This window comes from Viridibacillus sp. FSL E2-0187 (genome assembly GCF_038006425.1).
GTDB lineage: Bacteria > Bacillota > Bacilli > Bacillales_A > Planococcaceae > Viridibacillus > Viridibacillus arvi.
In genome coordinates, this window is the sequence record NZ_JBBOVG010000001.1 from 974,077 (window position 1) to 998,890 (window position 24,814).

A 24,814-nucleotide genomic window follows, 5' to 3' on the forward strand; every position below is an offset into this window, starting at 1 on the left:
AAATGACTTAATCATTTTTACTTAGACGTAACAAAAGTTAGCTATTCTCTAAAGAGTAGCTTTTTTTAATGAACTTCTTAGGGTTTTATTCATCTGGAGGAGAAAGCATATGTCGAAGAAAATGTCTAAATTAATTGCGATTGCAACATCAACTGCGTTGTTAGCAAGTTATTCGGGGAGTGCCATGAATGTTTTAGCAGCACCAATTACGAGCGCTAATAAAACGGCAATAGAAAGCAAGATCAATGAGGCAAAAAATGCTACAGTTAGTAAATTCGATTTATATGGAAATAGTAATTTAAGTGAATATAATGAAGTCTTCAAAATGGAGAATACAAACATAAAATCGATAACAAACAACGGTGGAAATTATACGGGCTCTCCTATCAATAAAGCAATAGATGGAGATATGAATACACATTGGGAGACTGGAAGAGCGAATACTATACAGTTTACTAACGAGGTAGTATTCAATTTAAATGAATCGACTGAATTAAATAGAATCGTTTATGCGGCTAGACAAACCAGTGCTAAAGGTAAAGGGTTCGCGGAAGAGTTTGAAATTTATAGCTCTATTTCAGATGAAGGCGATGATTATACTTTAGTATCTCCTGGACAATATAAAGGTTCAACTGGTGATGTTGTTGAAATGCAATTTAAACCAACTGAATTCAAAAGAATTAAATTTGTGTTCAAAAAGGCCAATCAAGATTGGGCAAGTGCAGCAGAATTTAGTTTTTATAAAGAAGACCAAGTAAAAGATAATATGAAAAAACTATTTACTGATGAAAACCATAATAAAGTATCTGATGAGTTTAATACAGTAGAAAAGTTAGAAGCACTAGAAAAAAGGGTTCAATCTCACCCTTTATATGATGAATTTAAAGAAGATATAGAAGATGCATTAGTATTAATAAATGAATCAAACATAGAAGCAACTAAAGCTAAAACAAAACCTTTTGAGCATTATTCTAATGAGGAATATTCTAAGTTATTTAGAATGGATATTGAAAATATTAAGAGTATCCGCAATAATGCTGGTCAGTATCTTAGTCAAGTAATCGGGAATGCCGCCGATGGCAACCTAGATACTTACTGGGAAACAAATAGAAGTAATTCAAATGATTTCACAAATGAAGTAGAAGTTGAATTTAAAAAATCAGTAGAATTAAATAGAATCATGTATGGAGCAAGAAAATCTGATCGCAAAGGATTCGCTGAAGAGTTTGAAATCTATGCTTCTCAAACGTCTAAAGGAGATACATATCAACTAGTAACAACTGGTAAACATAATATGGTAGAAGGATTAGTTGAAGCTAAATTCGACGCTACTAAATTTAAAAGAGTTAAATTTAAGTTCAAGAAATCAAATCAAAACTGGGCAACTTTATCGGAATTAGCTTTCTATACTGAAGATGCCATTGAAGATAAGGTAAATAGTATTTTCACTGATGGAACAATGAGTAAGGTAGTGCCAGAATTCAATAGTGTAGATAAAATCAATGCATTAGAAAATGAAGCTAAAGCTCACCCGTTATATTCTATTCTAAAAGAACGATTAGATTTAGCTAAATCTATTGTAAAAGGTGAAGTACAAGTTAAAGGAACTATCGTTGAAGCAGAACAACGTGGAGATATGGTGAAACATGCAAATCAAAACTTGAAGTTTGGCTTTGGTAACAATCTACAGCCTACTGGCTTCGCTGCTCAACCAGGAGATAAGATTACTGTATATGTTGATGCAGATGCAACAGGACCATTACCTAAACTATCTATTGCTCAACAAGAAGGTTCATTTGCAAATTGGAGAAGAGATGTCGTTCTAGTACCAGGTAAAAATGAGATAACGGTACCTCAAGTTAATAAAGATAGCTGGTATAAAAATGATGTAACACCAGGTGGAAGTATTTACATTAATAATCCATATACAGAAGAACAACAAGCAAAAGCCCCAAAGATTCGATTTGAAGGAGCGGAAAAAATTCCTTTCGCAACGAAAAATACGAACGTAGAAGAATTCAAATCATTCTTGAAAGAATATAAGAAGAAAATGGATGAAGATATTGCGAAACATCCGAAAGTTGAAGACAGAGAAGTGCTAGATATTTTCGAATTTGTGAGTGATCACATTGTTTGGACAGGAACAGCAACAGGCGCGTACAAAACGTATATTGAACAAGGTTATAGCCCGTTAGAAACTATTGAGTCCTATAATACTCATATGGAAGAAATATTTAGATATTACGGATTGGATGCAAGCGATGAAAGTCATGACCCTAAGTTAATTAGAGATAATGTACGTCTTGCACAACCTTTTGGTTATATGTATGCATATACTGACCATATCGGTGTGCAAGGTGACGTTATGGCTAACCACTTAATTCCATTTGAAGTGAGAGGTCCATCATGGGGCTTAACACATGAGATAGGTCATAGAATGGATGTAAATGCTAGGTTATATGGAGAAACAACGAACAATATGTTACCACAATACATGTCTGGCTATTACGGAAAATTAGACAATAGAATACCATATGAAGCTAACATTTATAAGAATGTAATAAAAGAAAACTTAAAAGATTATAATGATCAAGGACTTTTCGAGAAGTTAGGTGTGTATTGGCAATTAGAAATGTATAGCCCTGGATATTGGGGGAAATTAAATAAACTTTATCGAGAAAGAGATGTAAAACTTACAGATGGAGAAAGCTCTAAACAACAATATTTGGTTGAATTTTCTTCTGAAGTATTGAAGTTGGATTTAAGTGAACATTTTGCTAGACATGGATTTGTCGTTAATGAAGAAACAAGACAGAAAACTGCCAAGTATAAGAAACCGAAAAAATCATGGTATTTAAATGACTCTGTAGTAGGCTATGAAGGAACAGGAATAGAGGACAAAAATGCTTCTGTTAAGATTAGTATTACTTCAAATGCTTCTGCTAAATCAAAAACGTTAAGTTTCAAAATGGATAAGAAATTTAAGAACGATTTCTTAGGTTATGAAATTTATAGAGACGGTGAATTAGTTGGATTTACTAGCTCTGATCAATTTGTAGACCAGAAATTAGACATGGACAAAAACTATACTTACAAAATTATTGGCTATGATAAGAAACTAAATAGTTTAAAACCAGTAGAGGTGAAGGCGAATCAGCCAACTCTGTCAGCTGAGGAACATGTAACTCTAAAATTACGCCAAGAGTTTGATCCAATGGATTACGTAAAAGCGGCTACATATCAAGGTGATGAGATAACAAAAGATGTAGTTGTAAAATCTAATAATGTCGATGTAACAAAAAAAGGGGAATATGAAATTGTATATGAAGTGAAGAATGCTGGGGCTACAGAAACAAAAACAACAAAATTTACTGTGGCAAGTGATTTCACATTCACCTCTGATATGGTTGCTAAATCAGCTAACATTGCATGGGGTGGATTAAAGAAAGATTTAGCTCCTGCAGGTGGGGTAATTACACTAGTTAGACAAGGTTTAGATGCTATTTATGCTAAAGGAATAGGCACACATGCAAATTCTGAAGTGGTTTATGACATCGATGGCAAAGGCTTTGACTTCTTCGAAAGTTATATAGGAATTGACCAAGCAATGAAAGGAAAATCTTCATCTGCAACATTTGAAGTATGGGTTGATGGCGAGAAGAAATTTGATAGTGATGTTTTCAAAATAGATACGGAACATGAATTTGTAAAGGTTCCTGTTACTGGTGCAAAAGAGATAAAACTAGTGACAACCGATGCCAAAAATAACGGTAATACAGCAGATCATACAGTATGGGCAGATGCTAAGTTCATAATTGATTCTAGTAAACCTACATTAACTGTATCTGAAGATTTCACAATGGTGAAGCTAAACAGCGACTTTGATATATTGAAAGATGTAAAAGCATTTGATACAGAAGATGGCAACTTAATCGAACAAGTGAAAGTGATACCTAAAGACTTTAATGTTAAGAAAACAGGAACGTACACTGTAGAGTACGCTGTCACTGATAGTGATGGTAATACAGTCACAATAACGAGAAAAATTTATGTATATAGTGATGCTGTATTCGCAAGTGATACAGAATGGAAGTCTGCACAAACTGCTTGGAAAACGGTAAACAAAGATATGGCCTCATCAGGAAGCGCTATTAAGTTACTCGTTAACGGAAAAAATAAAGAATTTGCCAAAGGTATTGGTACACATGCAAACTCTGAAATTGTTTACGATCTTGAAGGTAAAAACTATGATTATTTCGAAACACTAGTAGGTGTAGATAGAAATATCGTAGAAAATAAAAACTCAAGTGTTACATTTAAAGTTTTAGCAGATGGCAAAGAAGTCTATAACAGCGGTGTTATGAATTATAATACAGAAGCGAAATCAGTGAGTCTTCCAGTAAAAGGTGTTAAAGAGTTAACTCTTATTGCAAATGATTCTGGTAATGGAAATGAATCGGATCACGCCGATTTTGCAAATGCCAAGTTTTATATTTCAAATGGACTTCCACAACTAACAATCCCTAAATCGATTGCAACTAAAGTGGGGACTACTATTAATATTAACGAACAGTATACTGCGATAGATGCAGAAGATGGCGATTTAACAGCGGTTGTAAAAGTGACTGGAGCGGATCAAGTAAACTTTGATAGAGCTGGTAAGTATGAGCTAACTTATTCTGTTACTGATAGTGACGGCAACGAAATCACGAAAAAAAGAACAATCTCTGTAGTGAATATGGAAGATTATCATTACCTTTCAAATTTCGATTGGAAATCTACTCAAAACAGCTATACAGCTCCAAGGAAAGATATTTCAATCAGTAACAATACGTTACGATTAACTGGAGAAGATGGCAGTGTGAAATCATACGAGAAAGGTATTGGCGCACATTCTAATTCAACAATCGTCTATGATTTAACAGACAAAGATGCGGATTACTTCACTTCATTTGTAGGTGTAGACCGTCAAATGTTTGGTTCTGTCGGTTCTGTTGTATTCCAAGTATTTGTAGATGGTGAAAAACAATTCGACAGTGGCTTGATGAATTCTAGAGATCCTCAAAAGTTCATTGAATTGAATGTTAGCGGCGCTAAAGAATTAAAATTAGTCGTTAATGACGGTGGAAATGGTAATGGATCTGACCATGCTACATGGGGTGATGCTAAATTACATTTCGCAAATGCAGAAAGACTATTCACGAAAGATCTAGAAAAAGCGATTGAAGAGGCAAAAGAAATTAATAAAGAGGATTATACCGCTGAAAGTATGGAGCTTCTAAATACTACTATAACTCGAGCAGAAGAGGTTCTAGCAAATAAAAAATCAACTCAACAAGAAGTAGATGAAGCAATAGCTTCATTAAAAGCAGCTAAAGAAGGTTTAGTTGAAATAGATTTAACTCAAGTGATTACTATAAAGGATAAATATTTGAGTAATTCTATCAAGAAAACATTGGGGTTAACTGGAGATATTACACTTGGTGATATGTATAAACTAACAACATTAACAAGTGAATCAAGTAGAGCTAGATCTCTTGAAGGTTTAGAACATGCTAAAAACTTAGTAACGCTAAATATTGCAGGAAACGAAATTACAGATTTCTCTCCATTAAAAGGTTTAACTAAATTAGAAAACTTAATAGCTGATCCGCAATATGTTGAAGTAGGAGAATTAAAAGGGTCAGTAATTGAAGTAGATAATCTTGTTTCAGGAATAGATGGAAAGAAAGTGAAACCGCATTTAGCAGGGCTTAGAAACACTAAAACCTTTAAAGAAACGGAGATTGATGTAAGTAAGTGGGAGCAAAATCCTGAGAAGCTAATGATAGATATTTCTAAAGAGGATAAAGGAACCTACATGCTGACAGTAGCATATAAAGTAGAAGACAATCCTGTTTATTTAATTTATGTTATTGATAATAATTAGGTATAACATTTTCAGTTTAGAAATTTCACTAGAAAATAACGATGATAATTCATCTTGTCTATTGTGACTAGTTTGTAATTTAACATTGTGAAAAGGGGCTGTCCTAAAAGTCGAAGAAAATCGACTTTTAAGGGCAGCCCTATTTCTTTATTTAAGCTATATTAAATTACTCTGTTGGAGCCAAATGGATAGACCAAGTGTTCTTTTCATTGGAACGTTTAAGTAATCAGTATCTCATAATCAACTAGCAGGGGAGAATAGTTGAAGAAGGAAATCAAATTAATATAGTTTTTGTCCATCTACGTTTCATTGCAATGTAATCAATCTTTCTATCATTGGTTGTAAAGTAAACATCTCAATAGGGCTGTTACTTCCCGAAAATAGCGATATAAGCAAATAAAAAAACAGTAACACCGCTATAAAAGTGGTGTTACTGCTATATTTAACGTTATGTGACTAGTTATTTAGAACGTACTTGCTACTTTAGCAGCTTTTTCAAGCCCTGCGGCAATAATTTCTTCTGCTTTATCTGGGAATTGGTTGTGACCTTCAATCACTACTTTCTCTATATCTCTTACACCGAAAAAGCCCATCATACTTGCTACATATTTAACAGCCATTTCTAGTTCAGCCGCTGCTCCATTAGAATACACGCCGCCACTTGCATTTAATAATGCAATTTTCTTATCACTAAGAAGTCCTACCGGTCCTTCTGGCGTATATTTAAATGTTTTGCCTGCGCGATTTAAGTAATCAATATATGTGTGTAGTACAGCAGGAATTGTTAAGTTCCATAACGGGAAACCAAATACAACTTTATCAGCTGCAAGGAATTGGTCTAAATATTTATCAGCAACAGCTACTGCTGTTGCTTCCTTTTCAGTTAATTCCAGTCCTCTTCCAGCCTTAAATGTGCCGTTAATCATATCTACTCCTACATATGGCAATTCTTCATTGTATAAATCAAGTTCTACCACTGTCTCATTTGGATGAGATTCTTTATAGCTCGCTAAAAAAGCCTCATATAATTTCACGCTAACAGCTTGATTTGCTGGACGATTGTTTGCTTTTACGAATAAAACGGTTGTCATTCTTTTTTCCTCCTGTTGCTTCCTCTTACGTTGCTCATCTGTAGTGGAATGCTACTTGTTTAAATTTCTTAACGTATGTTTTCCTATTTTAAAATATCTTTTTAAAACTATACTCCATTTCTCCAGCCATAGCTTCAGGAGTATCACCAGTTTTTCTGAAATCATGTGTATAAATTAGTTCAAATGGACCGAAATTGACTTGCTTATAAAATTCATAACAAGGGAATCCATCATGTTCTCCTTGAATTTCGATACTACCATCTTTTTTTGCTTGTACAGTCAATAGGTAGTCGACAGGAGGAGCATAAATATTTAATGGATTGCTAGCACTTGCACTCATTTGAAATTTAACATCATCAGAACTCCATACAATATTAGTGCACAAAATACTTTCTGTACTAGCTTTCCCTGTTCTTTGATTAATAGAGTTATCAGGATTTGTAACTTTTTCTGTTGTTATACCAGTGTTTGCATATGAGAAAATTTCTTTCTTATAAAAATCTACAACTACTTCTTGTTCAACTCTTGAACGCATAGTGTTTACTGCATATGGTGTAAATTCACGTGAGTCACCTTCGAATTGGATTACTTTTCCTGTCTGAATATCCTTCTTAGGTTCAGTCCAAGACAATGGGATAAATACACTCGCTCGAATTTTTACAATATTAATCATATAGAACTCCCTTACAGAATCGATTTTTTGGAATGGCTAGTTATTTTTCACAATGAGTAATATAGTCAACTTGATTGACCATATTGTTCATAGTACAATGGTGTTTAAATAAAGTCAACTTAATTTACTATATTTAAGGAGTTTTTATATTTGAATAATCAATTATTTAGTAAATTCGATCTTACCTCACTTTTGTCATTATCCTTTAGCGCATCGATTAATGAACTACACGAGAGATTAAGTGAATTGGGATTTGGAGATTTCAAACCTGTACATGGTTTTATGTTTAAATGTATCATTCCTAATGGAGCTACGGGTGTAGAACTATCTGATTATTTAGGAATTACCAAGCAGGCTGTAAGTAAAATGGTGGATTATCTTGAGGAAAGTGGTTATGTTATACGTCAAACTCACCCCACTGATAAAAGAGGGAAAATTATTGTTTTGACTGAACGAGGTTGGTTAGTAGTGAAAGCAAAAGAAAAGATACTAACGGAGATTGAGGGACGCTGGAGTGAAAATATAGGGCATGAACGAATGCAAATGCTTAAAGAAGATTTATCTAAATTAATTTCCGAAGAAAATGAAGGGAAACTATCACCGTTCGTAAGACTTATTTGGTGAAGTTTGAGTCTGTAAAGGAGATTTTTAAGCCAGTTTAAGTACGTACTAATAGAGTAGCATCCCATTAATCCCTTGTTTATTCACCATTATTTCATATGAACTTAATTGGACCAGAAGGGGTTAAGCAGAGTGATCCTTTCTTATTAACTTTTTAAGCCCTATTTGGTACGATAGCTGTTATCGCATTCTATATAACTAAACGAAAAGAGAATATGATGCGTTTTGCATTTGTTGACATTCTTTTGTTTCTTACAAGCGGATTATTTACACTTTACCTTCCGATTGTACCGTCAAGTATTATTGCAGTCATAATAGTACTTTATATATTTTTATATTGGAGATATACAAAAGGCCATTCTCAAAAGTATATAATTAATTCTGAAACCTTATAAAGAATTGTTTACCCTCATAAAAAAAGCACCCAATAAGGGGGCTTTTTTTACATTAAAATGGCTAATGATACTTACTACCATTGGGAAAAAGTATTGAGTACAGTACCGATTAGTACTATGTCTTAGCTATTGAAGTATGTAGTGATGAATATGGAAGTATAAAGAGGAAAAGCTATTAAGCAATCGAGAAGAAATTTTTAGGAGACATATGTGATAAAATTAGAGAAAAGGTGGTATGAGATATGAAAATTCATAGAATAGATCATGTGGGTATAATCGTTAATGATCTTCCTGCCGCGAAAGAGTTTTTTCTTGACTTTGGCCTTGAAATGATAGGGGAAGGAAAAGTGGAAGGCGAGTGGGTGGAGCGGATGGAGCGGTTAATGGGGCTTCAAGACGTTAAAGAGGAAGTTGCAATGTTGCGTACGCCAAAAGGTGACGCAAATATAGAACTAGTAATGTTGCGAACGCCAGAAGGTGACGCAAATATAGAACTAGTAAAATTTCACACGCCATCAGATGAAAATGGCATACAGCGTCCTTTAGCAAATACTCTAGGTATCCGGCATATTGCCTTTGCTGTTGAAGATATTGAAGCCCTTGTTACCAAATTGACAAAGAAAGGCACAGAACTTATTGGTGAGATACAAAACTACGAAAACGCTTATAAGTTATGTTACGTTCGTGGGCCAGAAGGAATTATTTTGGAGCTGGCTGAGGAAATCAAATAAAATATCCAATCTTTTTATCAAAACAGCAAACTCGTTGATAAGAAAAGAAACCACTTAGATCAATCAAGGGTTGGTCCAATACTTTTACTCAAACTTTATTCAAAATCTACAAAGGTGTGGATTTAAAATAAAGTCATACTGTTTATAAAAAAGATGTACCGTATTTTATAAAGTTGCATCGTTACACCCCTTTGGATATGATTATGCAAAGGGGTGTTTTAATTGAAAAATAAATCTATTTCATTAAGAAATAAAACTCAAACTCATGCAAAGCCTTTAATTAGAAAAGCGATACTTTGCATGGGGAAAAACGTTTAATCGCTGGATAATATTTCTAATATTTTGGCTTTGCACCTTATTTATGTTAAATCGAAATAAGGAGCGAGCAAATTTGAATTATATAAATGCTACAAAAGTATTACCAAAAGAGCTATTGGCAGAAGTTCAAAAATATATACAAGGGGAAACTTTGTATATTCCAAAACAACAAACCGCTCGAAAAAAATGGGGTTCTGTTAGTGGTATACAAAAGCAACTGAATCATCGAAATCAAAACATTCGAGAAAACTTTGAGCATGGAATGAACATCCAAGAAATATCTGAAAAGTATTTTTTATCTGTTGAAACAATTAAAAAAATTGTTTATGCAAAAAAAGAAATAAAATAAATGATATGGCTAGTCTGCGGAATTATTAAAATAATACACCAGATAGCCTTTTTGTTTACTGAAAATCTGAAATATGATGTCTAATTACAAATCAGTATGGGTAAAAAGTATTGTTAGGTATTAAATGTTTCATTACTATTCTTTATCTATCTTTACTAATAATTATTATGTAATCTTAAAAACAAGTAATGCTTGTTCAGTGTTTGAATAAATAATTAATGGAGGAAGAAACATGAAGATATTAGAACTACCAATTGAATTTGAATTTAATGGACAAAAAAATTACATTTATCCTAGCTTAATTATATTAAATGATGAACTAACTTTGGTCGATACAGGGTATACAAATTTCTTATCTTTAATTGAAAATGAGATTGTAAAAAATGGATTTGAAATGAAAAACTTAAAGAATATAATTATTACTCACTATGATGATGATCATATAGGTTCTTTATATGATTTCAAAGAAAAGTATCCTTGGATCAACATTATAGCTAGTGAAATTGAATCAAAATACATTAGTGGTGAAATGAAGTCAGAGAGATTGATTCAAGCTGATGAAATGCTTAAGAGTATGCCAAATAACGAAGTAGAATTTGGTAAATGGTTTATACAACAATTAAAGAATTTGAAGCATGTTTCAATCGATGAAAAGGTACATGATGGTGATATGATTTTAGATAATAAATGTAGAATAGTAGCAACACCGGGGCATACTACAGGGCATATTTCATTGTATTTCCCCAGTTTGAATAGCGTAATTACAGGTGATGCAGCTGTTAATGAAAAACAAGAATTGATCATTGCAAATCCAAACTTTTGTCTAGATGTCGATAATGCACAGCAGTCTTTAAGAAAGATAAAAAATCTTAAAGCTGAAACTTACTATTGTTTTCATGGTGGGAAATGTTCTTTATAATAGGGGCTAAACGTAAAAGCTCTCGAATTAAACGATTTTATTATCTCTACACATAATTTACAACTTAAAATGCAAAGTTAAATACATATCGAATTGCACCGCAACTTGCGGTGTTTTTGGTTTGGAAATATAAAAAAGACTGTCATTTATACTGAGCTATGCTCTGTTTTTTTGTTTTAATCACTATATCCATATCCATATCCAATCAATTTAAATGATTTTAAATCAGCATAAATGGCTACCCCACCTAATGTCGGGCTCTTTTATCTTCTTCAATTAACGGAGCAGAATAGGTGAAGAAGCCATTAAAGGGGAATTTAATTGAGTAACAGGTAGCGAAAAATACACTTTTTTATAATGGTCTTACTACAAAAATGTCATTAATACTAATGCTCCTCGTGACGCCGTTCATGTGATAAACGGGTTGGTAATACCCCTATTAGAGCTCTTTATTCTAAAAAACTAAGACGCCATCCCAAATACATCGGATAGCGCCTTGATTTCGAATAGTTCTATTAAGGGTTCGTCGACCAAAGTCCAGCATGTTTCAATACAACACGTGGATGAAGTTTTAGTTGTGCAACCATTAAGTCTGCTAAATCTTCTGCTTGCATTACTTTCTCTGGATTGCCGTCTGTTAAGTTTAGTTCAACAGCCATATCTGTTGCCACAGTACTTGGAGTTAATGTTGTAACACGAATATTTTTCTTACGCACTTCAAGCATTAATGACTCACTTAGCCCAATAACTGCAGCTTTCGAAGCCGAGTAAGCACTTGTAATTGGTGCACCTTTTTGACCAGCTGTTGATGAGATATTAATGATGTCTCCTGTGTTGCGCTCTATCATTTCCGGTAATACCGCACGTGTTGTGTAATACACACCTTTTACGTTGACATCGATAATATTTGTCCATTCTTCAGGAGCTAGGTCCATGAAATTACCGAATTTTGAAATGCCTGCATTGTTTACTAAAATATCAATTGCACCAAGCTCACCACGAATTGACTCAACCGCTAAGGTGATTGATGCTAAATCAGCTACATTTGCCGTTGCGATTGCTACCTTTACATTATACTGTTTAAGTTCTTCTTCAACTTGTTGTAAATTTTCAAGTGTACGGCCAACAAGACCTATGTGAATTCCTTCTTTGGCAAAAGCTACTGCTGTTGCACGTCCAATTCCACGTCCTGCTCCTGTAATTAACGCTACTTTTCCTGCGATTGCTTGCATTTTTTTCTCTCCTTTAGATGAGATAGTTCTATTTCCAACGCACGTACAAGTGTTGCAATCCTTAAATATTATCGTTTAATATTAAATTATTAAATCAATGTTATTCGGGAATTCCAACTCATTACTTTGCATGTGTAAAAATTTAAGAATCAACTTAATGCTTCTACTAGGCTTTTTCCAAATTCTTTCGCACCATCTGGTCCATCGCCTGTAATAATATCATCATGCGCTACTACATGCTGTTCAACGTATTCAACGTTAAGGTTTTTTAATTCGTTCTTTTGTACATCTAGTGGGTAGCATGTTGCTTTTCGACCAGTAAGTAAACCTGTTTTGGCTACAGTTACAGCTCCAGCACAAATTCCTGTTACAAGAACATTTTGTTCATGAGCTTGTTTCAAGTAGCTTAGTAATTCTTGATTTCCCCATAAATAATCGTTCGTACCAGATCCCCCAATGACAGCGAGTGCATCATAATTTGTGGCTGAAACCTCAGAGAAGATCACTTCAGCATTTGTCTTGCCTTGATAGTCACCAGTTATTTCACCTTTTTTTGTGCTTGCAATGATTACTTCAATCCCTGCATGTTCTAATGCTTCTTTAGGTTGAAATAATTCATCTTCATTAAATCGTTCTGGTGGTATAATTAATAAAACTTTGTTATTCATAAATGTTTCCTCCTGAAATAGAAAAAGATTTTTTTAAGGACTGACTTCATTCTATCCCCGGTTATCTACATTGTGAAGAATGCACTTTTTTGTGCGTAGGTTACCAAACGGTTACTTATATAAGAAAAGGAGTTACACCCCATGTCAGATATTTTAAGAAAAGAGATTAAAGAGAGAATATTAAATCAAGATTATCATTGTGAAAAAGAACTTACTCTATCGATTATTAGTGGAAAATGGAAAGTTGTTATTTTGTGGCATTTAGGAGTAGAAGGGACACATCGTTTCAGCGAACTCCAAAGACTTTTCCCTAAAATATCCCATAAAATATTAACGAATCAATTACGTGAACTAATAGAAGATGGAATTGTTCATAGAGAAGTGTTTCCAGAAATTCCTCCGAAAGTTGAATATTCAATGACGGAACTCGGGATGACGTTATTACCGATCGTTGAGATGATGTATGAATGGGGAAAAAAACGCATAGATCAAATAAAACAAGAAAACAATTACCTTGAATAAGAAAAAACGAGATCATTTCCAATTAAATAAATTATCCTCGATGTTAGAAAAATAAACTAACGGGGAGCTTTAGTAAGAAGATCTTTGAGCTGTTCTGACAGCTCTTTTTCTTATTCAACTAATGGGGAGCTTTACTTGAAGATCATTAAGTTGCGTATGCAACTCTTTTTTCTTTATTGTACTAACGAGGCAGGATAGATCAATAAGAGAAGGGGAGTTTTTATGTCGCTTTTACACAAAATGCGTAGTCACTAAAAAATGAAAAGGTGTATCACCTAAGTGATTACACCTGTGAGATAAATTAATCCCAAACACGGACTCTTGGAACACTTGCTGTTCTTAAGTAATCTAGCAATTGGCCAGTATGGACTGATTCGTGATAGGCAACTCTTAGCAACATGTCGCCCAAGCTTCTTATGTAACCTGAATCAGAACGATCAATTTTAATGTTTGATAAATCTTCTTCAGAAAATGACTTAATCGTTTCTAAGAATTGATTTCTAAATGGTTCCGCAAACTTCAATTCCGCATTTACAGTGGAAAAAGGTTGTTTTTCGAAAGGAGAATCAAATACTGCCAGACTGCCTTGATTTTGGATAGCTAGATGGTAATAATGTTCACTTTCTAGAACATGCCTAATCATCTCTATACATGTCATTGCTTCGTCATCGGGTTTCCATTTTAGTTTTTCTTGGGGAATAGATGTCCAAACCTTAATACTTCTTCTTCGTACTTCGTTGAAATTTAAAAGAATTAAATCAATTGAGTTCATAATTTATTCTCCTTTAATTGGTATGCATTAAATATACACGAATAAACGTTCGAATAAAAGAAACCGATTTTGGTTAAAACATTACATCACAATTCGACCGTAATTTGCAATAGAAGAGAAGGTGCTTATTCAACTAACGGGGTGCTTTAGTAGAAGATCATTGATTTTTCCATACAGCTCTTTTATCTTGTTCAACTAAAGGAGCAGTTTAGTTACATAAGAGAAGCTATATTAATATAAATAACTTCATAGGAGTTTATAACAATGGTTGAAAGAGAACTGTTAAAATTGATCGAAAAAATGGCAGACAGAGGTTCTTATACTAGTAGTGAAGATTCACCTTCTTGGAATGCTTACAGAAAAGCAAGAGAAATAACAGATATTAGTGTTATTCCTTTTCTTAATAATTTATTAGAAAAAAGTAAGGATAGAGAAATCAGGGATGGTATTTATTTTATACTTGGTAAAATTGGTGAAAATACCGGCGATGAACGGGTAGTTGAAATTCTTTTAAAATGGCTTGAAAAAGAAACGGACAAATATACACTTTCAAGTGTCCTTGGAAGAATTTCAGAACAAAAAATTGTAAAAGAATGTTCAGCCATATTGAAATTTATTAAAGATGAGCGTTGGCTTGTCAGGCAAGATGCTATCCGAGCATTAAGAGGATGTAAGAGTTCTATTGCAGAGGAAGCACTCATTAAAATTATATCTGAGACAACAGATGAGTACGACTTAACCTATGCAAATTCTGTATTATTTGAGATTGGTACATATAAAGCTATTCCTCACCTTTTAAATTTGCTGGATCATACTAAAGGTGATGTTAAATGTTCGGCTTTATCGGCATTAAATGAAATAGGGGATGCTTCTTTGCTCCCGACTTATTTAGATGCTTTACAAGACCGTTCTGGTGCAGTTAAAGGATATGCCATGTTAGGTATCAATAGACATGGAAATGAAACTGCCATTAAACCTGTTATCGAGCGTATTAAGAATATGTTAAAAAGAAAAAGAAATGTCGTAAGTGATGACATAGTTTTAGCACTAGGATTTCTTATTCGATTTGAAGAAGGTAATGAGGAAATTCATAAGTTATTTGATTGGATAAAAACTAAAAAATGGGACTTCCTTTTTGAGTCAGAAAAGAAATGGATAACTGCAAATATTACCAAATTTTAGACGGAACCTTCTTCTACTAACTAGGTACATTAGTTGAAGATGAGCTACTAAAAATAATCAAACTTTTTATAAAATCGTATACTAAATTACCGGAAAAGAAAGCATTTTGATCAATCTTTGTTCAAAGTGCTTTCTTTAAATTTACTATAAAACAAGACTTTTAGAATTACTTTTAAACAAATTTTGTTTCTAAGCAAAATATTTCGTCTATTAATGAACCGTTATTTACCACTTGACGTTTGTCTTGCAAAATATTAATATGAAACAAACTTCATGTGAAGTAAACTTCACTTCAGAAGAATAAGTTGGTTAGGAGAGGAATGTTTGAAAAATCTATTCATACAGCGGTTTTTAGTCTCAACCTTGATAATTATAGTGGGAATCATTCAAATAATACTCGATACATCAGTAGGATTTAATTTTGGATATATCATAGTATTCCTAGGTGGAATAATTTTGTTGTACTCAATAATTTCTAACATTAAATCCCGAAAGAATGAATCACTAGAAAAAGAATTAGCGAAGGAATATGACGAAAGAGATGCTTTAATTGATGGAAAAGTTGCTCGCTTTTCCATGCATATTCTGATATCCGAAATTTTAATTCTTATGTTTTTAACTAACTTTGTGGTGATTCCAACAAATACTACATTATTAGTTGTCTTAATATCTTTAATAATTATTGAATTTGGGTCTAGAAAGTATTACAATCATTTCCTTTAATCAGGAGGATTTATGAAAAATAGAGTAAAAGAATTGCGAATAGAATACGGTATAACGCAACAAGAATTAGCTGATAAAGTAAGTGTATCTTCTAGAACAATCATCTCATTAGAAAAACAAAAGTATAATCCATCTGTGCTACTTGCATATAGAATAGCTTCAGTTTTTAATATATCAATAGAAGAAACTTTTGTTTTCGATGAGGATGACAAATAATACATTTCATAAAGATGCACATATTAAACAAACAACGGAGGAATAAAAATGCTTTTTATATTATTTATTTTTGGGATAGTTTTAGTAGTTTGGGGTATTTATCGTATGAAAACAGATGATGGCTTATTTGGGAAAAATCGAAAAAGTAAAAACATATTCAATTTATTTCTAATGGGAGAGGCTTCAGGATTAGGGCAATTTTTGAGTGGGATTCTGTGTATTGTTATAGGGATTATCGCATTTTTTGTGAAGTAATATTTTTGGGAATTGTGTAAATTTCACTGGTACTTTAGTAGAAGATAGTTGAGCTGTTCAGACAGCTCTTTTTTTATTTAACTTAAGGGGCAATAGTATTTCCTGATAGCATGTCGAAACTCAAGAAAGGTGAGGATGCGGAATAAACCGAATGAAATTGATGAATGGTATTATGGTACAGGCACTATTTTCCTTGTATGTATATGCTTTATTCAAAATCATTCTGTTCAAGTTGAACTCAATTAATTTCAGAGGAATCTAGGAACCGCGATTTTATCTTGAATCGGTTGTTAAAACCCTATTAACCTATGATTTATTTGCTAGATTAAATAAAGACATATTGCTTGTTGAATAGATTTTGAACAATTACACTTAAACTATCGGGTGCTTTAGTTTAAAATAAATGAACTGCATAGACGATGAATTTTTTATAATGAAATAGTTTAGTACTTATACCATAATGAATAAAAACAATAAGGGGGAACTAATATGACAAAGAGAAATAAGGAGTTGTCACTAGAACAACGTGAGGAACTACTTAGAACTTTGAAAGCCCGTTTTGAGAAAAACATGAACCGACATAAAGGTCTTGAATGGGCTAAAGTACAAGCTAAGCTTGAAGCTACTACTGAAAAACTGTGGTCGCTCAATGAAATGGAAGTTACTGGCGGTGAACCAGATGTTGTAAGCCATGATAACATGACGGGCGAATACATTTTTTATGATTGTTCAGTGGAAAGTCCTAAAGGTCGCAGAAGTGTTTGTTACGACCGTGAAGCACTGGAGTCAAGGAAAAACCACAAACCAGAAAATAATGCTATTGATATGGCAACTGCCATGGGTATTGAACTATTAACGGAAGAGGAATACCGCGAGCTACAAAAACTTGGGAATTTCGATTTGAAATCGTCAAGTTGGGTGCAAACACCTGCTAATATTAGAAAACTTGGTGGGGCAATCTTTTGTGATTATCGTTACGAAACTGTCTTTGTGTACCACAACGGAGCAGAATCCTACTATGCTGCAAGGGGCTTCCGTGGCTCGCTAAGAGTCTAAATTTTGCATAGACAGCTATATTTGAACTTGAGAACGATCGCCTGGGAAAAGGCTTTAATTTCATTCTTCACCTGTTGTGAACTTTAGTTAAATATTCGATTTATAAATATCAAAAAAAAAACAGAGTAGTATCTACACATTTCGTAGATTAACTCTGTTTGTATGTTGTAACAGCTGTATCTTTGTAAAAAAGATTAATCGTTTATAATAAAGTTTGGTAGAAATCACCTCTTTAGTTACTCTTTGAGGTGATTTTTTTGGATATTTATGTTAAAATTTCAAATGAATGCATTTAAACTAGCGGGGTAGGTTAGCTCAATAAGAGGTATATGACGTGGTATTATCGAAATAAGTTAGTGGTACAGTATAGTTGGACAAGTAGTTTCTTTAAAAATATTTAACATTACCTTTTATAAATTGGGGAAATTTAAGTGATTTACGTTATGGATTTAAGGAACATTGACTTCCTATTAGCTGCTTTAGTTAAATAAGTGAAATCATTTTAATTAAATTCTTACGATTTTGCAATAAAGCAATTAATTTCTTAAAACTAACAATTACTAGCTAAATATTTACCTACTAAAATACCACTAGCTGCTGCTTGTGATAATGAATTCGTAACTCCTGAACAATCTCCAATTACATATAATCCTTGAATATTTGTTTGAAAATTTCCGTCAGTTTCTATTATTGGTGAATAAAACTTTCCGTCCATACCATAAAGCAATGTATCCTCATCAATTGCTTCACCAATAAATTTTTCCAAATGGTTTAAAAATCCCTGCAAGATTTGAATATATAGTAAAGGAATTTCTTTAGTTAAGTCCCCAAATTCGGCTTTTAACGAAGGCTGAATTCGATTATTATACATTTTTTCTTTTGTTGTAGACTGTCCTTCCCTTAAATCTCCAAAACGTTGTACTACAATACGATCTGTACCTTTATTTATTTCACCGATAACCTTATGTGCATACATATTTGCTTCTTTAAGAGTAGAAAAATACGTTGGAGTGAACAAAGTAAAATTCAAGTTAGAAGTTCCATTCTCTTGCTCTCGAAAGTTTTGACCATCAGGCATGACTAAACCTTCTTGATATTTACGAATGATTCTTCCTTTAGGATTCATGCAATATGTACTTGAAATGATATCTTCATGTGCATAAGCAAGTTTTGTTTCAAATGTATCTTCCAAAATTAATCGTAGCTGTTGTTCTGCCATTTCAACTCTAATACCCAAATCCAACCGAGTTTTGCCTTGCTTAACTCCAAGGCTAGAACATTGTTTTTTTAACCAATCTGTTCCAGATCGTCCTGTTGCAAAAACTACTTGCTGAGATTGAATATCCCCTTGATTTGTAATTAAAGTAAAAGAATTATTATCTTTTTTTATATCTTGCACATCCACCTCAAATTTAATATCTATCTTGCTTAATAAAACCTTATAAATTTGTTGGAAAATTTTTGTTGAAAGTGCCGTACCTAGGTGCCTCACCTCAGTAGTTAACATCTGTAAGTTGCATAATTGGGCTCTTTTTGAGAGTTCTGTATTAGCTGTGGAATATTTTATAACCGAGTCTCCACCAAAACGGCATAAAATTTCGTCAACTTCATCCATTAATTGTAGAAGATTCTCTCTACCTACTTTTTGCTCTAATTCGCCGCCAAAATCACTTGTATAATTAAACTTTCCTTCTGATTTACCCAAACCAGCAAAACCAAAGTATTTCTCGCATACATTACAATTGCAGGTTTCGCCTCGATCTAAAGGACAATTCCTCTCCTCTAAAGATTTTCCTTTTTCAAGAATTAATATCTTTTGATTACTTTGAGACAAGGTATATGCTAAAAAAACACTACTTACACCTGAACCGATAACTGTAATATCATACATCCATTTACACCTTCTTTAATAAATAAGTAATAATTTCTATATGTGTATTTTACAATAAGTGAGTCGACACAAACAGAAAAAATACTTAAACTTCAACATAAACTTAAATACTTCTTCAACTAAAGGGGCAGGTTAGTTCAATATAGTTTTAAAGAAAAACACATTAAGTGTTCTCAATCTCATTTTGTATTTCCGGGAGGCTTACTGTGTTTGTATTTAATCAATTCAACTGGTAGATATTCTTTAGGAAGATCTTTCATTGTTTGACGAGATAATTCTACCTCAAAGTATAAAGTGTCAATTCCAAAGTTTTTTCCATTACTAAATGAAGGAACTAAGGTGATTTTCAAGACATATTAGTATTTTTCCAAACCTTTGTACTTTTTATTTCTTTTAAACGACCGTATCAATTTGTGAAGGTATTGCATAGCAGTTAAGATTGGTATCGGAATTTTTTCAAAAAAAATAGTTGACACCTCTGCTACTCAGTGATACTATGTACTTGTAATAAGTAATACTTAATAGCTTGATTTCTCCAAAAGTTGTTCAGTAAAAATTTACCTTAGTACTAAGTTATACTGAATATAAGTCAGACAAAATAGAGGTGGATCTGAATATGGAAAATTTAACAGAAATGCTGAAGGGTTCGCTGGAAGGCTGCGTGCTGGAAATCATCAGTCGCCATGAAACCTATGGCTACGAGATTACCCGACGTCTGAACGAGCTTGGGTTTACCGAAGTCGTGGAAGGGACGGTCTACACCATCCTCGTGCGTTTAGAAAAGAAGAAACTGGTGAGTATAGAAAAAAAACCATCAGATATGGGGCCGCCCCGTAAGTTTTACTCACTTAATGAGGCTGGTCGTCAAGAACTAGGGCTGTTTTGGGAGAAATGGGATTTTATATCATCGAAAATCAACGTTTTGAAGTCAACCTAGCTTCATAAGATATTCCGTCGGATATTTTTGGAGTGTCTTTTTCAGCTTTATAAAAAAGGAGGAAAAATAACATGATAGAAATGTTCAAAAAAATGATTGGTGACAAAAAAGAGTACAAGATGATGATGGCACGGGTTGAGGCTCTGCCAGAGGACTACCAGTTTGTGTTTAAGAAAATTCAAAACTACATGTGGAACTTCTCGGCGGGCGGTAGTGGGATGGATATGCTGCACATGCAGTATGAATTAATCGACTTGTTCGAAGCCGGTGCAGCGGACGGTAGACGAGTGCTGGAAATTACAGGGAACGACGTGGCATCCTTTGCTGACGAACTAGTGGCAAACGCTAAAACCTATATCGCCAAGTATCGTGAAGATTTGAACCAGAGTATCATGAAGCGATTGGGAAAAAATTAATTTCAATTGATAATAATGACTGAATAGCTGATTACAAATGTGAATTGCCACCCTCGCTATTCAGTTATATTTTCAACCAGGTACTAAGTTATACTTATTATCAGTCATACTAAGTAGGGTGGTATAGACAATCTAGCTCCGCAAGGAGCTTTTTATAAGGAGGAAAAATAACATGATAGAAATGTTTAAAAAAATGATTGGTGATAAAAAAGAGTACAAGATGATGATGGCACGGGTTGAGGCTCTGCCGGAAGACTACCAGTTTGTGTTTAAGAAAATTCAAAACTACATGTGGAATTTCTCGGCGGGCAACGGGATGGATATGCTGCAAATGCAGTATGAATTAATCGACTTGTTCGAAGCCGGTGCAGCGGAAGGCCGACAAGTGCTAGAAATCACTGGGGACAACGTGGCGTCCTTTGCCGACGAACTAGTGGCAAACGCTAAAACCTATATTGCCAAGTATCGTGAAGATCTGAACCATAGTATCATGAAGCGATTGGGGAAAAATTAATTTCAATTGATAATAATGACTGAATAGCTGATTACAAATGTGAATTGCCACCCTCGCTATTCAGTTATATTTTCAACCAGGTACTAAGTTATACTTATTATCAGTCATACAAAGTAGATGATTATAGGAAATCTAGATCCGTAAGGGGATTTTTATAAGGAGGAAAAAAGTATGAGCAATGCACCAATTTCCGTAAAAGGGTTAAAAAAATCCTTTAAAGACAAAGTAGTTTTAAAGGGGGTGGATTTTGAAGTGCAGCGTGGCGAAATTTTCGCACTGCTGGGATCAAATGGAGCAGGCAAGACGACGACGGTCAACATCCTCTCGACGCTGATGAAGCCCGATGGCGGCGAAGTAGGAATTTGCGGCGTTGACATCCAGCGTCAACCGGATCATGTTCGCGAGAGCATCAGCCTGACCGGGCAGTTCGCAGCTTTAGACGGAATGCTTACCGGGCGGGAAAACCTGATGATGATCGCCAAGTTGCGGGGAGTTCCCAATTCTGCTCAAGTCGCCGACAATATGCTTGCAAGATTCAGCCTGACCGATGCGGCCAACCTCCGGGCAGACAAATATTCCGGCGGGATGAAGCGCCGGCTTGACATCGCCATGAGCATGATCGGGACGCCAGCAGTCATTTTTCTAGACGAACCTACTACAGGGCTTGACCCCGAAGCGCGGATTGAAGTCTGGGATACCGTCAAGGAGCTTGCTAGCGGCGGCACGACCATCTTGCTGACGACCCAGTACCTGGAGGAAGCCGAACAACTTGCGGACCGTATCGCCATCCTGCATGGCGGAAAAATCATTACGACCGGTACCCTTACCGAACTAAAAGAGATGTTCCCGCCAGCCAAAGTAGAGTACATTGAAAAGCAGCCGACATTGGAGGAAATTTTCCTCGCGATCATCGGTAAAAAGGAGGGGATGTAAATGAAAAGCAAAACATGGGTTTTACTAGGGCGTTTAATGCGCAACATCATGCGCAGTCCAGATACGATTATCACGGTGGCGATTACGCCGATTATGATGATGATGCTGTTTGTTTACGTATTTGGCGGCGCCATAGAGACAGGCACTGATAACTATGTCAATTATTTATTGCCGGGAATCTTGCTGATGGCTATCGCCTCCGGTGGCGCTTACACTTCCGCGCGGATGTTTACGGATGTAAAGAGCGGGTTGATGGCGCGTTTCATTACCATGCCCATCAAGCGCTCTTCGGTATTGTGGGCTCACGTGTTGACCTCGCTTGTTTCCAATGCGATTTCTGTCGTGGTGGTTATCCTCGTCGCGCTCTTGATGGGCTTCCGTTCCAACGCTGATATCCTAGATTGGCTCGCGGTAACTGGGATACTCGGGCTGTTTACGCTAGCGCTGACATGGCTGGCGGTCATTCCCGGATTGACAGCGGGGTCTATGGAAGGGGCGACGGCCTACTCGTACCCGCTGATTTTCCTACCATTTATCAGTTCTGCCTTTGTCCCCACCGAAACCATGCCTAAACTTGTCCGTGCGTTCGCTGAGAACCAGCCCGTTACTTCAATCGTGAATGGGATTCGTGCTCTCTTGTATGAAGGGTCTGTTGGCAACGATATCTGGATTGCGCTTGCCTGGTGCGTCGGCATCATGGTCATCGCTTACATCTTCGCCAGTAAACAATTTAAACGCCAGTTAGGGTAAGTACACCACTACACCAATATAGGGTTAGCCATATAACAAGTAAATTAAAAGTCGGTTTCTTGGCGTACAGAAATCCGACTTTTTTGGCTTAATAATAAATGGTTCGCAGGAGTTGAAGAAGATTGTATAAAATGTTTTCAATCTATGGGATATGTTTATGAAAATACACAGCCTGTTGAAGATGGTTATTACTCTCTGATTCATTTTTAGAGTAATTTAATTCAACTAAACCAGATAATACTTTGTGAAGAATTATACTTAAACTAACGGGTGCTTTAGTTGAGGGTTTTTGAGCTGTTCAAACAGCTCTTTTTTTAAAAAACTAAAGTGGCGGGTTAGTAGAACATGAGGAAAAGGATGAGATTTAGTAACTTAAATATAAACCCTTATTTGGTAAAATTTGAAATCACCTTTGTTTCCTTGCGTATATATTAGAAAGGATGTTGAAACAGTCTTTTTATCACGGATTGTAAACATGAAAAAGAGGGGGAATAGAATTGAAAAAAATAGGATTATTGTTAATTGGTTTAATCTTTTTATTAGTAGCATGTTCAGAAGATGATATGACCTATGAAGCTAAGGCTAGTGACTTTGAAGGAGGGGGTTTTAATCGTAATAGCCAAATGATTGTTGTTATCGGTGAAGAACTAATCATTTCTGGTGAATATAATTCTGAAGGAAAACTGAAAACAACTATAGATAAAATATTAGAATCTGAAAATGAGGTTCTGGGAGTAAAGTATTATGAAAAAACATATAAGAATGTAAAAATCAAAATAAAAAAAGATAAGTATTATATTACTGCTGACAATGGTATATCATTAGAGTTTCAAAAAATTGGAGATCGAATTATAGTTGATGAAGAAGGTGCGGAATTTTATACCATGTTATATCCATAAAAATAAAATTCAATTGCAATTTATTTTTATGGTATATATCAAAAGTTTATCTAGTTACTTAAATGATAATACTAAAAGTACTTATTGAACTGGGGTGCTTTAGTAGAAGTTCTTTGAGCTGCCTAACCGGCTCTTTTTTTATTTAACAAAAAGGTCAGGTCAGATAAAGAAGATTTAATATGAAGAATGTTATTTTGTAGTAGATATATTAAAAGGGGGGATCATGTGTATCCAAGAGCAAATACTTTAGGGATAATAATACACAATAATAAAATTCTTTTAGAAGAACAAGAGGGAAAGCATTCAAAGGGAATAGGTACATATTATCGACCAATCGGTGGGACAATTGAACTTGGTGAGAAGTCTAGTGAAACTATTATAAGAGAATACAATGAAGAAATTGCAGTGGGCATAGAGATTAAACGCTATATTGCCTGTTTAGAAAACATCTATAGAATAGACGGAAATATAGGTCACGAAATAACTCAGATTTACTTAGTGGAATTTATAGACCAAACACTATATCAAAAAGAAAGTTTTAAAGTTGTAGAAGGGAGTAAAACTACATTCGCGAAATGGATTTCCTTAGAAGAAATTATTGATGGGAAAAAAATTCTTTATCCCAATGGTCTAATAGAGTTATTACAGAAAAATAGTTAACTTTCTTATTTAATTAACGAGATGCTTTAGTGAAATATCATTGGGGTGTTTTAGAAGCACATTTTGCTTATTTAACTAAATAAGCATGTTTATTAATTTTTTCCAAATACATACAACAGAACGTATATTCGTGTTACAATTTTATTGGTAATACTTTTGCAG

General features: G+C 34.4%; 24 protein-coding genes. 18 read left to right on the forward strand and 6 right to left on the reverse strand.

The window, feature by feature from the left end:
- Nucleotides 1-109: 109 nt before the first annotated feature.
- Nucleotides 110-5,929 carry an NPCBM/NEW2 domain-containing protein gene (locus MHH85_RS04705; protein WP_340706078.1) on the forward strand — a complete coding sequence of 1,940 codons (5,820 nt, stop codon included), beginning with the start codon at nt 110-112 and terminating at the stop codon, nt 5,927-5,929.
- Nucleotides 5,930-6,393: 464 nt separating this feature from the next.
- Here the strand turns inward: MHH85_RS04705 and MHH85_RS04710 are convergent, their stop codons facing one another.
- Together MHH85_RS04710 and MHH85_RS04715 are read right to left on the reverse strand one after the other, a co-directional pair.
- Nucleotides 6,394-7,020, reverse strand: coding sequence for an FMN-dependent NADH-azoreductase (locus MHH85_RS04710; RefSeq protein ID WP_053416279.1), 627 nt, complete (start codon nt 7,018-7,020; stop codon nt 6,394-6,396).
- Nucleotides 7,021-7,108: 88 nt separating this feature from the next.
- Nucleotides 7,109-7,693, reverse strand: coding sequence for a DUF3238 domain-containing protein (locus MHH85_RS04715; RefSeq protein ID WP_340706079.1), 585 nt, complete (start codon nt 7,691-7,693; stop codon nt 7,109-7,111).
- Nucleotides 7,694-7,843: 150 nt separating this feature from the next.
- Between MHH85_RS04715 and MHH85_RS04720 the strand changes: the two genes are divergently transcribed.
- From MHH85_RS04720 to MHH85_RS04735, 4 genes are all read left to right on the forward strand, one after another.
- The gene (locus tag MHH85_RS04720; RefSeq protein ID WP_340706080.1) at nt 7,844-8,317 is read left to right on the forward strand and encodes a MarR family winged helix-turn-helix transcriptional regulator; all 474 of its coding nucleotides are present in this window, start codon (nt 7,844-7,846) and stop codon (nt 8,315-8,317) included.
- Nucleotides 8,318-8,951: 634 nt separating this feature from the next.
- Nucleotides 8,952-9,440 (forward strand): VOC family protein, encoded by a 489-nt coding sequence (locus MHH85_RS04725; RefSeq protein WP_340706081.1) that lies wholly within the window; start codon nt 8,952-8,954, stop codon nt 9,438-9,440.
- Nucleotides 9,441-9,831: 391 nt separating this feature from the next.
- Nucleotides 9,832-10,107 carry a CD3324 family protein gene (locus MHH85_RS04730; protein ID WP_340706082.1) on the forward strand — a complete coding sequence of 92 codons (276 nt, stop codon included), beginning with the start codon at nt 9,832-9,834 and terminating at the stop codon, nt 10,105-10,107.
- Nucleotides 10,108-10,339: 232 nt separating this feature from the next.
- On the forward strand, nt 10,340-11,026 hold the full coding sequence (locus MHH85_RS04735) for an MBL fold metallo-hydrolase (protein WP_340706083.1): 687 nt from the start codon (nt 10,340-10,342) through the stop codon (nt 11,024-11,026).
- Between the two features lie 515 nt (nt 11,027-11,541).
- On the opposite strand, the gene MHH85_RS04740 is transcribed toward MHH85_RS04735, so the two are convergent.
- Together MHH85_RS04740 and MHH85_RS04745 are read right to left on the reverse strand one after the other, a co-directional pair.
- Nucleotides 11,542-12,258 (reverse strand): 3-ketoacyl-ACP reductase, encoded by a 717-nt coding sequence (locus MHH85_RS04740; RefSeq protein ID WP_340706084.1) that lies wholly within the window; start codon nt 12,256-12,258, stop codon nt 11,542-11,544.
- Between the two features lie 149 nt (nt 12,259-12,407).
- A complete protein-coding gene (locus MHH85_RS04745) occupies nt 12,408-12,926 on the reverse strand; it encodes a DJ-1/PfpI family protein (RefSeq protein ID WP_340706085.1) in 519 nt (172 codons plus the stop codon).
- Between the two features lie 141 nt (nt 12,927-13,067).
- Here MHH85_RS04745 and MHH85_RS04750 point away from each other — a divergent pair, with 141 nt between their 5' ends.
- Nucleotides 13,068-13,448 (forward strand): winged helix-turn-helix transcriptional regulator, encoded by a 381-nt coding sequence (locus MHH85_RS04750; RefSeq protein WP_053416254.1) that lies wholly within the window; start codon nt 13,068-13,070, stop codon nt 13,446-13,448.
- A 301-nt stretch (nt 13,449-13,749) separates the two neighbouring features.
- Here MHH85_RS04750 and MHH85_RS04755 read toward each other — a convergent pair whose 3' ends face one another.
- Nucleotides 13,750-14,220, reverse strand: coding sequence for a DinB family protein (locus tag MHH85_RS04755; protein ID WP_340706086.1), 471 nt, complete (start codon nt 14,218-14,220; stop codon nt 13,750-13,752).
- Between the two features lie 264 nt (nt 14,221-14,484).
- Between MHH85_RS04755 and MHH85_RS04760 the strand changes: the two genes are divergently transcribed.
- From MHH85_RS04760 to MHH85_RS04780, 5 genes are all read left to right on the forward strand, one after another.
- Nucleotides 14,485-15,402, forward strand: a complete 918-nt coding sequence (locus MHH85_RS04760) for a HEAT repeat domain-containing protein (protein WP_340706087.1) — start codon at nt 14,485-14,487, stop codon at nt 15,400-15,402.
- A 456-nt stretch (nt 15,403-15,858) separates the two neighbouring features.
- Entirely contained in the window at nt 15,859-16,125 is a 267-nt protein-coding gene (locus MHH85_RS04765; RefSeq protein ID WP_340706088.1) for a hypothetical protein, read from the forward strand.
- Nucleotides 16,126-16,137: 12 nt separating this feature from the next.
- Entirely contained in the window at nt 16,138-16,341 is a 204-nt protein-coding gene (locus MHH85_RS04770) for a helix-turn-helix transcriptional regulator (protein WP_340706089.1), read from the forward strand.
- Between the two features lie 48 nt (nt 16,342-16,389).
- Nucleotides 16,390-16,596, forward strand: a complete 207-nt coding sequence (locus MHH85_RS04775; RefSeq protein WP_340706090.1) for a hypothetical protein — start codon at nt 16,390-16,392, stop codon at nt 16,594-16,596.
- 489 nt (nt 16,597-17,085) lie between these two features.
- The gene (locus MHH85_RS04780) at nt 17,086-17,652 is read left to right on the forward strand and encodes a DUF4256 domain-containing protein (protein WP_340706091.1); all 567 of its coding nucleotides are present in this window, start codon (nt 17,086-17,088) and stop codon (nt 17,650-17,652) included.
- 550 nt (nt 17,653-18,202) lie between these two features.
- On the opposite strand, the gene MHH85_RS04785 is transcribed toward MHH85_RS04780, so the two are convergent.
- The gene (locus MHH85_RS04785; RefSeq protein WP_340706092.1) at nt 18,203-19,543 is read right to left on the reverse strand and encodes an NAD(P)/FAD-dependent oxidoreductase; all 1,341 of its coding nucleotides are present in this window, start codon (nt 19,541-19,543) and stop codon (nt 18,203-18,205) included.
- Nucleotides 19,544-20,159: 616 nt separating this feature from the next.
- Here MHH85_RS04785 and MHH85_RS04790 point away from each other — a divergent pair.
- The 7 genes from MHH85_RS04790 (at nt 20,160) to MHH85_RS04820 (ending at nt 24,652) form a co-directional block, all read left to right on the forward strand.
- A complete protein-coding gene (locus MHH85_RS04790) occupies nt 20,160-20,480 on the forward strand; it encodes a PadR family transcriptional regulator (protein ID WP_193740398.1) in 321 nt (106 codons plus the stop codon).
- A 71-nt stretch (nt 20,481-20,551) separates the two neighbouring features.
- On the forward strand, nt 20,552-20,896 hold the full coding sequence (locus tag MHH85_RS04795; protein WP_340706093.1) for a DUF1048 domain-containing protein: 345 nt from the start codon (nt 20,552-20,554) through the stop codon (nt 20,894-20,896).
- 172 nt (nt 20,897-21,068) lie between these two features.
- Entirely contained in the window at nt 21,069-21,410 is a 342-nt protein-coding gene (locus MHH85_RS04800) for a DUF1048 domain-containing protein (RefSeq protein WP_340706094.1), read from the forward strand.
- 171 nt (nt 21,411-21,581) lie between these two features.
- Nucleotides 21,582-22,343 carry an ABC transporter ATP-binding protein gene (locus tag MHH85_RS04805; protein ID WP_340706095.1) on the forward strand — a complete coding sequence of 254 codons (762 nt, stop codon included), beginning with the start codon at nt 21,582-21,584 and terminating at the stop codon, nt 22,341-22,343.
- Entirely contained in the window at nt 22,344-23,093 is a 750-nt protein-coding gene (locus tag MHH85_RS04810) for an ABC transporter permease (RefSeq protein ID WP_340706096.1), read from the forward strand.
- A gap of 497 nt (nt 23,094-23,590) precedes the next feature.
- Nucleotides 23,591-23,992 (forward strand): hypothetical protein, encoded by a 402-nt coding sequence (locus MHH85_RS04815; RefSeq protein WP_340706097.1) that lies wholly within the window; start codon nt 23,591-23,593, stop codon nt 23,990-23,992.
- Nucleotides 23,993-24,217: 225 nt separating this feature from the next.
- A complete protein-coding gene (locus MHH85_RS04820; RefSeq protein WP_340706098.1) occupies nt 24,218-24,652 on the forward strand; it encodes an NUDIX hydrolase in 435 nt (144 codons plus the stop codon).
- The last annotated feature ends 162 nt before the right edge of the window (nt 24,653-24,814 follow it).

Excerpts from the sequence above, each read along its gene's own strand:
- MHH85_RS04705 (WP_340706078.1), top strand. The coding sequence starts at position 110 with ATGTCGAAGAAAATGTCTAAATTAATTGCGATTGCAACATCAACTGCG.
- MHH85_RS04710 (WP_053416279.1), bottom strand. The coding sequence starts at position 7,020 with ATGACAACCGTTTTATTCGTAAAAGCAAACAATCGTCCAGCAAATCAA.
- MHH85_RS04715 (WP_340706079.1), bottom strand. The coding sequence starts at position 7,693 with ATGATTAATATTGTAAAAATTCGAGCGAGTGTATTTATCCCATTGTCT.
- MHH85_RS04725 (WP_340706081.1), top strand. The coding sequence starts at position 8,952 with ATGAAAATTCATAGAATAGATCATGTGGGTATAATCGTTAATGATCTT.
- MHH85_RS04735 (WP_340706083.1), top strand. The coding sequence starts at position 10,340 with ATGAAGATATTAGAACTACCAATTGAATTTGAATTTAATGGACAAAAA.
- MHH85_RS04740 (WP_340706084.1), bottom strand. The coding sequence starts at position 12,258 with ATGCAAGCAATCGCAGGAAAAGTAGCGTTAATTACAGGAGCAGGACGT.
- MHH85_RS04745 (WP_340706085.1), bottom strand. The coding sequence starts at position 12,926 with ATGAATAACAAAGTTTTATTAATTATACCACCAGAACGATTTAATGAA.
- MHH85_RS04750 (WP_053416254.1), top strand. The coding sequence starts at position 13,068 with ATGTCAGATATTTTAAGAAAAGAGATTAAAGAGAGAATATTAAATCAA.
- MHH85_RS04755 (WP_340706086.1), bottom strand. The coding sequence starts at position 14,220 with ATGAACTCAATTGATTTAATTCTTTTAAATTTCAACGAAGTACGAAGA.
- MHH85_RS04760 (WP_340706087.1), top strand. The coding sequence starts at position 14,485 with ATGGTTGAAAGAGAACTGTTAAAATTGATCGAAAAAATGGCAGACAGA.
- MHH85_RS04770 (WP_340706089.1), top strand. The coding sequence starts at position 16,138 with ATGAAAAATAGAGTAAAAGAATTGCGAATAGAATACGGTATAACGCAA.
- MHH85_RS04775 (WP_340706090.1), top strand. The coding sequence starts at position 16,390 with ATGCTTTTTATATTATTTATTTTTGGGATAGTTTTAGTAGTTTGGGGT.
- MHH85_RS04780 (WP_340706091.1), top strand. The coding sequence starts at position 17,086 with ATGACAAAGAGAAATAAGGAGTTGTCACTAGAACAACGTGAGGAACTA.
- MHH85_RS04785 (WP_340706092.1), bottom strand. The coding sequence starts at position 19,543 with ATGTATGATATTACAGTTATCGGTTCAGGTGTAAGTAGTGTTTTTTTA.
- MHH85_RS04790 (WP_193740398.1), top strand. The coding sequence starts at position 20,160 with ATGGAAAATTTAACAGAAATGCTGAAGGGTTCGCTGGAAGGCTGCGTG.
- MHH85_RS04795 (WP_340706093.1), top strand. The coding sequence starts at position 20,552 with ATGATAGAAATGTTCAAAAAAATGATTGGTGACAAAAAAGAGTACAAG.
- MHH85_RS04800 (WP_340706094.1), top strand. The coding sequence starts at position 21,069 with ATGATAGAAATGTTTAAAAAAATGATTGGTGATAAAAAAGAGTACAAG.
- MHH85_RS04805 (WP_340706095.1), top strand. The coding sequence starts at position 21,582 with ATGAGCAATGCACCAATTTCCGTAAAAGGGTTAAAAAAATCCTTTAAA.
- MHH85_RS04810 (WP_340706096.1), top strand. The coding sequence starts at position 22,344 with ATGAAAAGCAAAACATGGGTTTTACTAGGGCGTTTAATGCGCAACATC.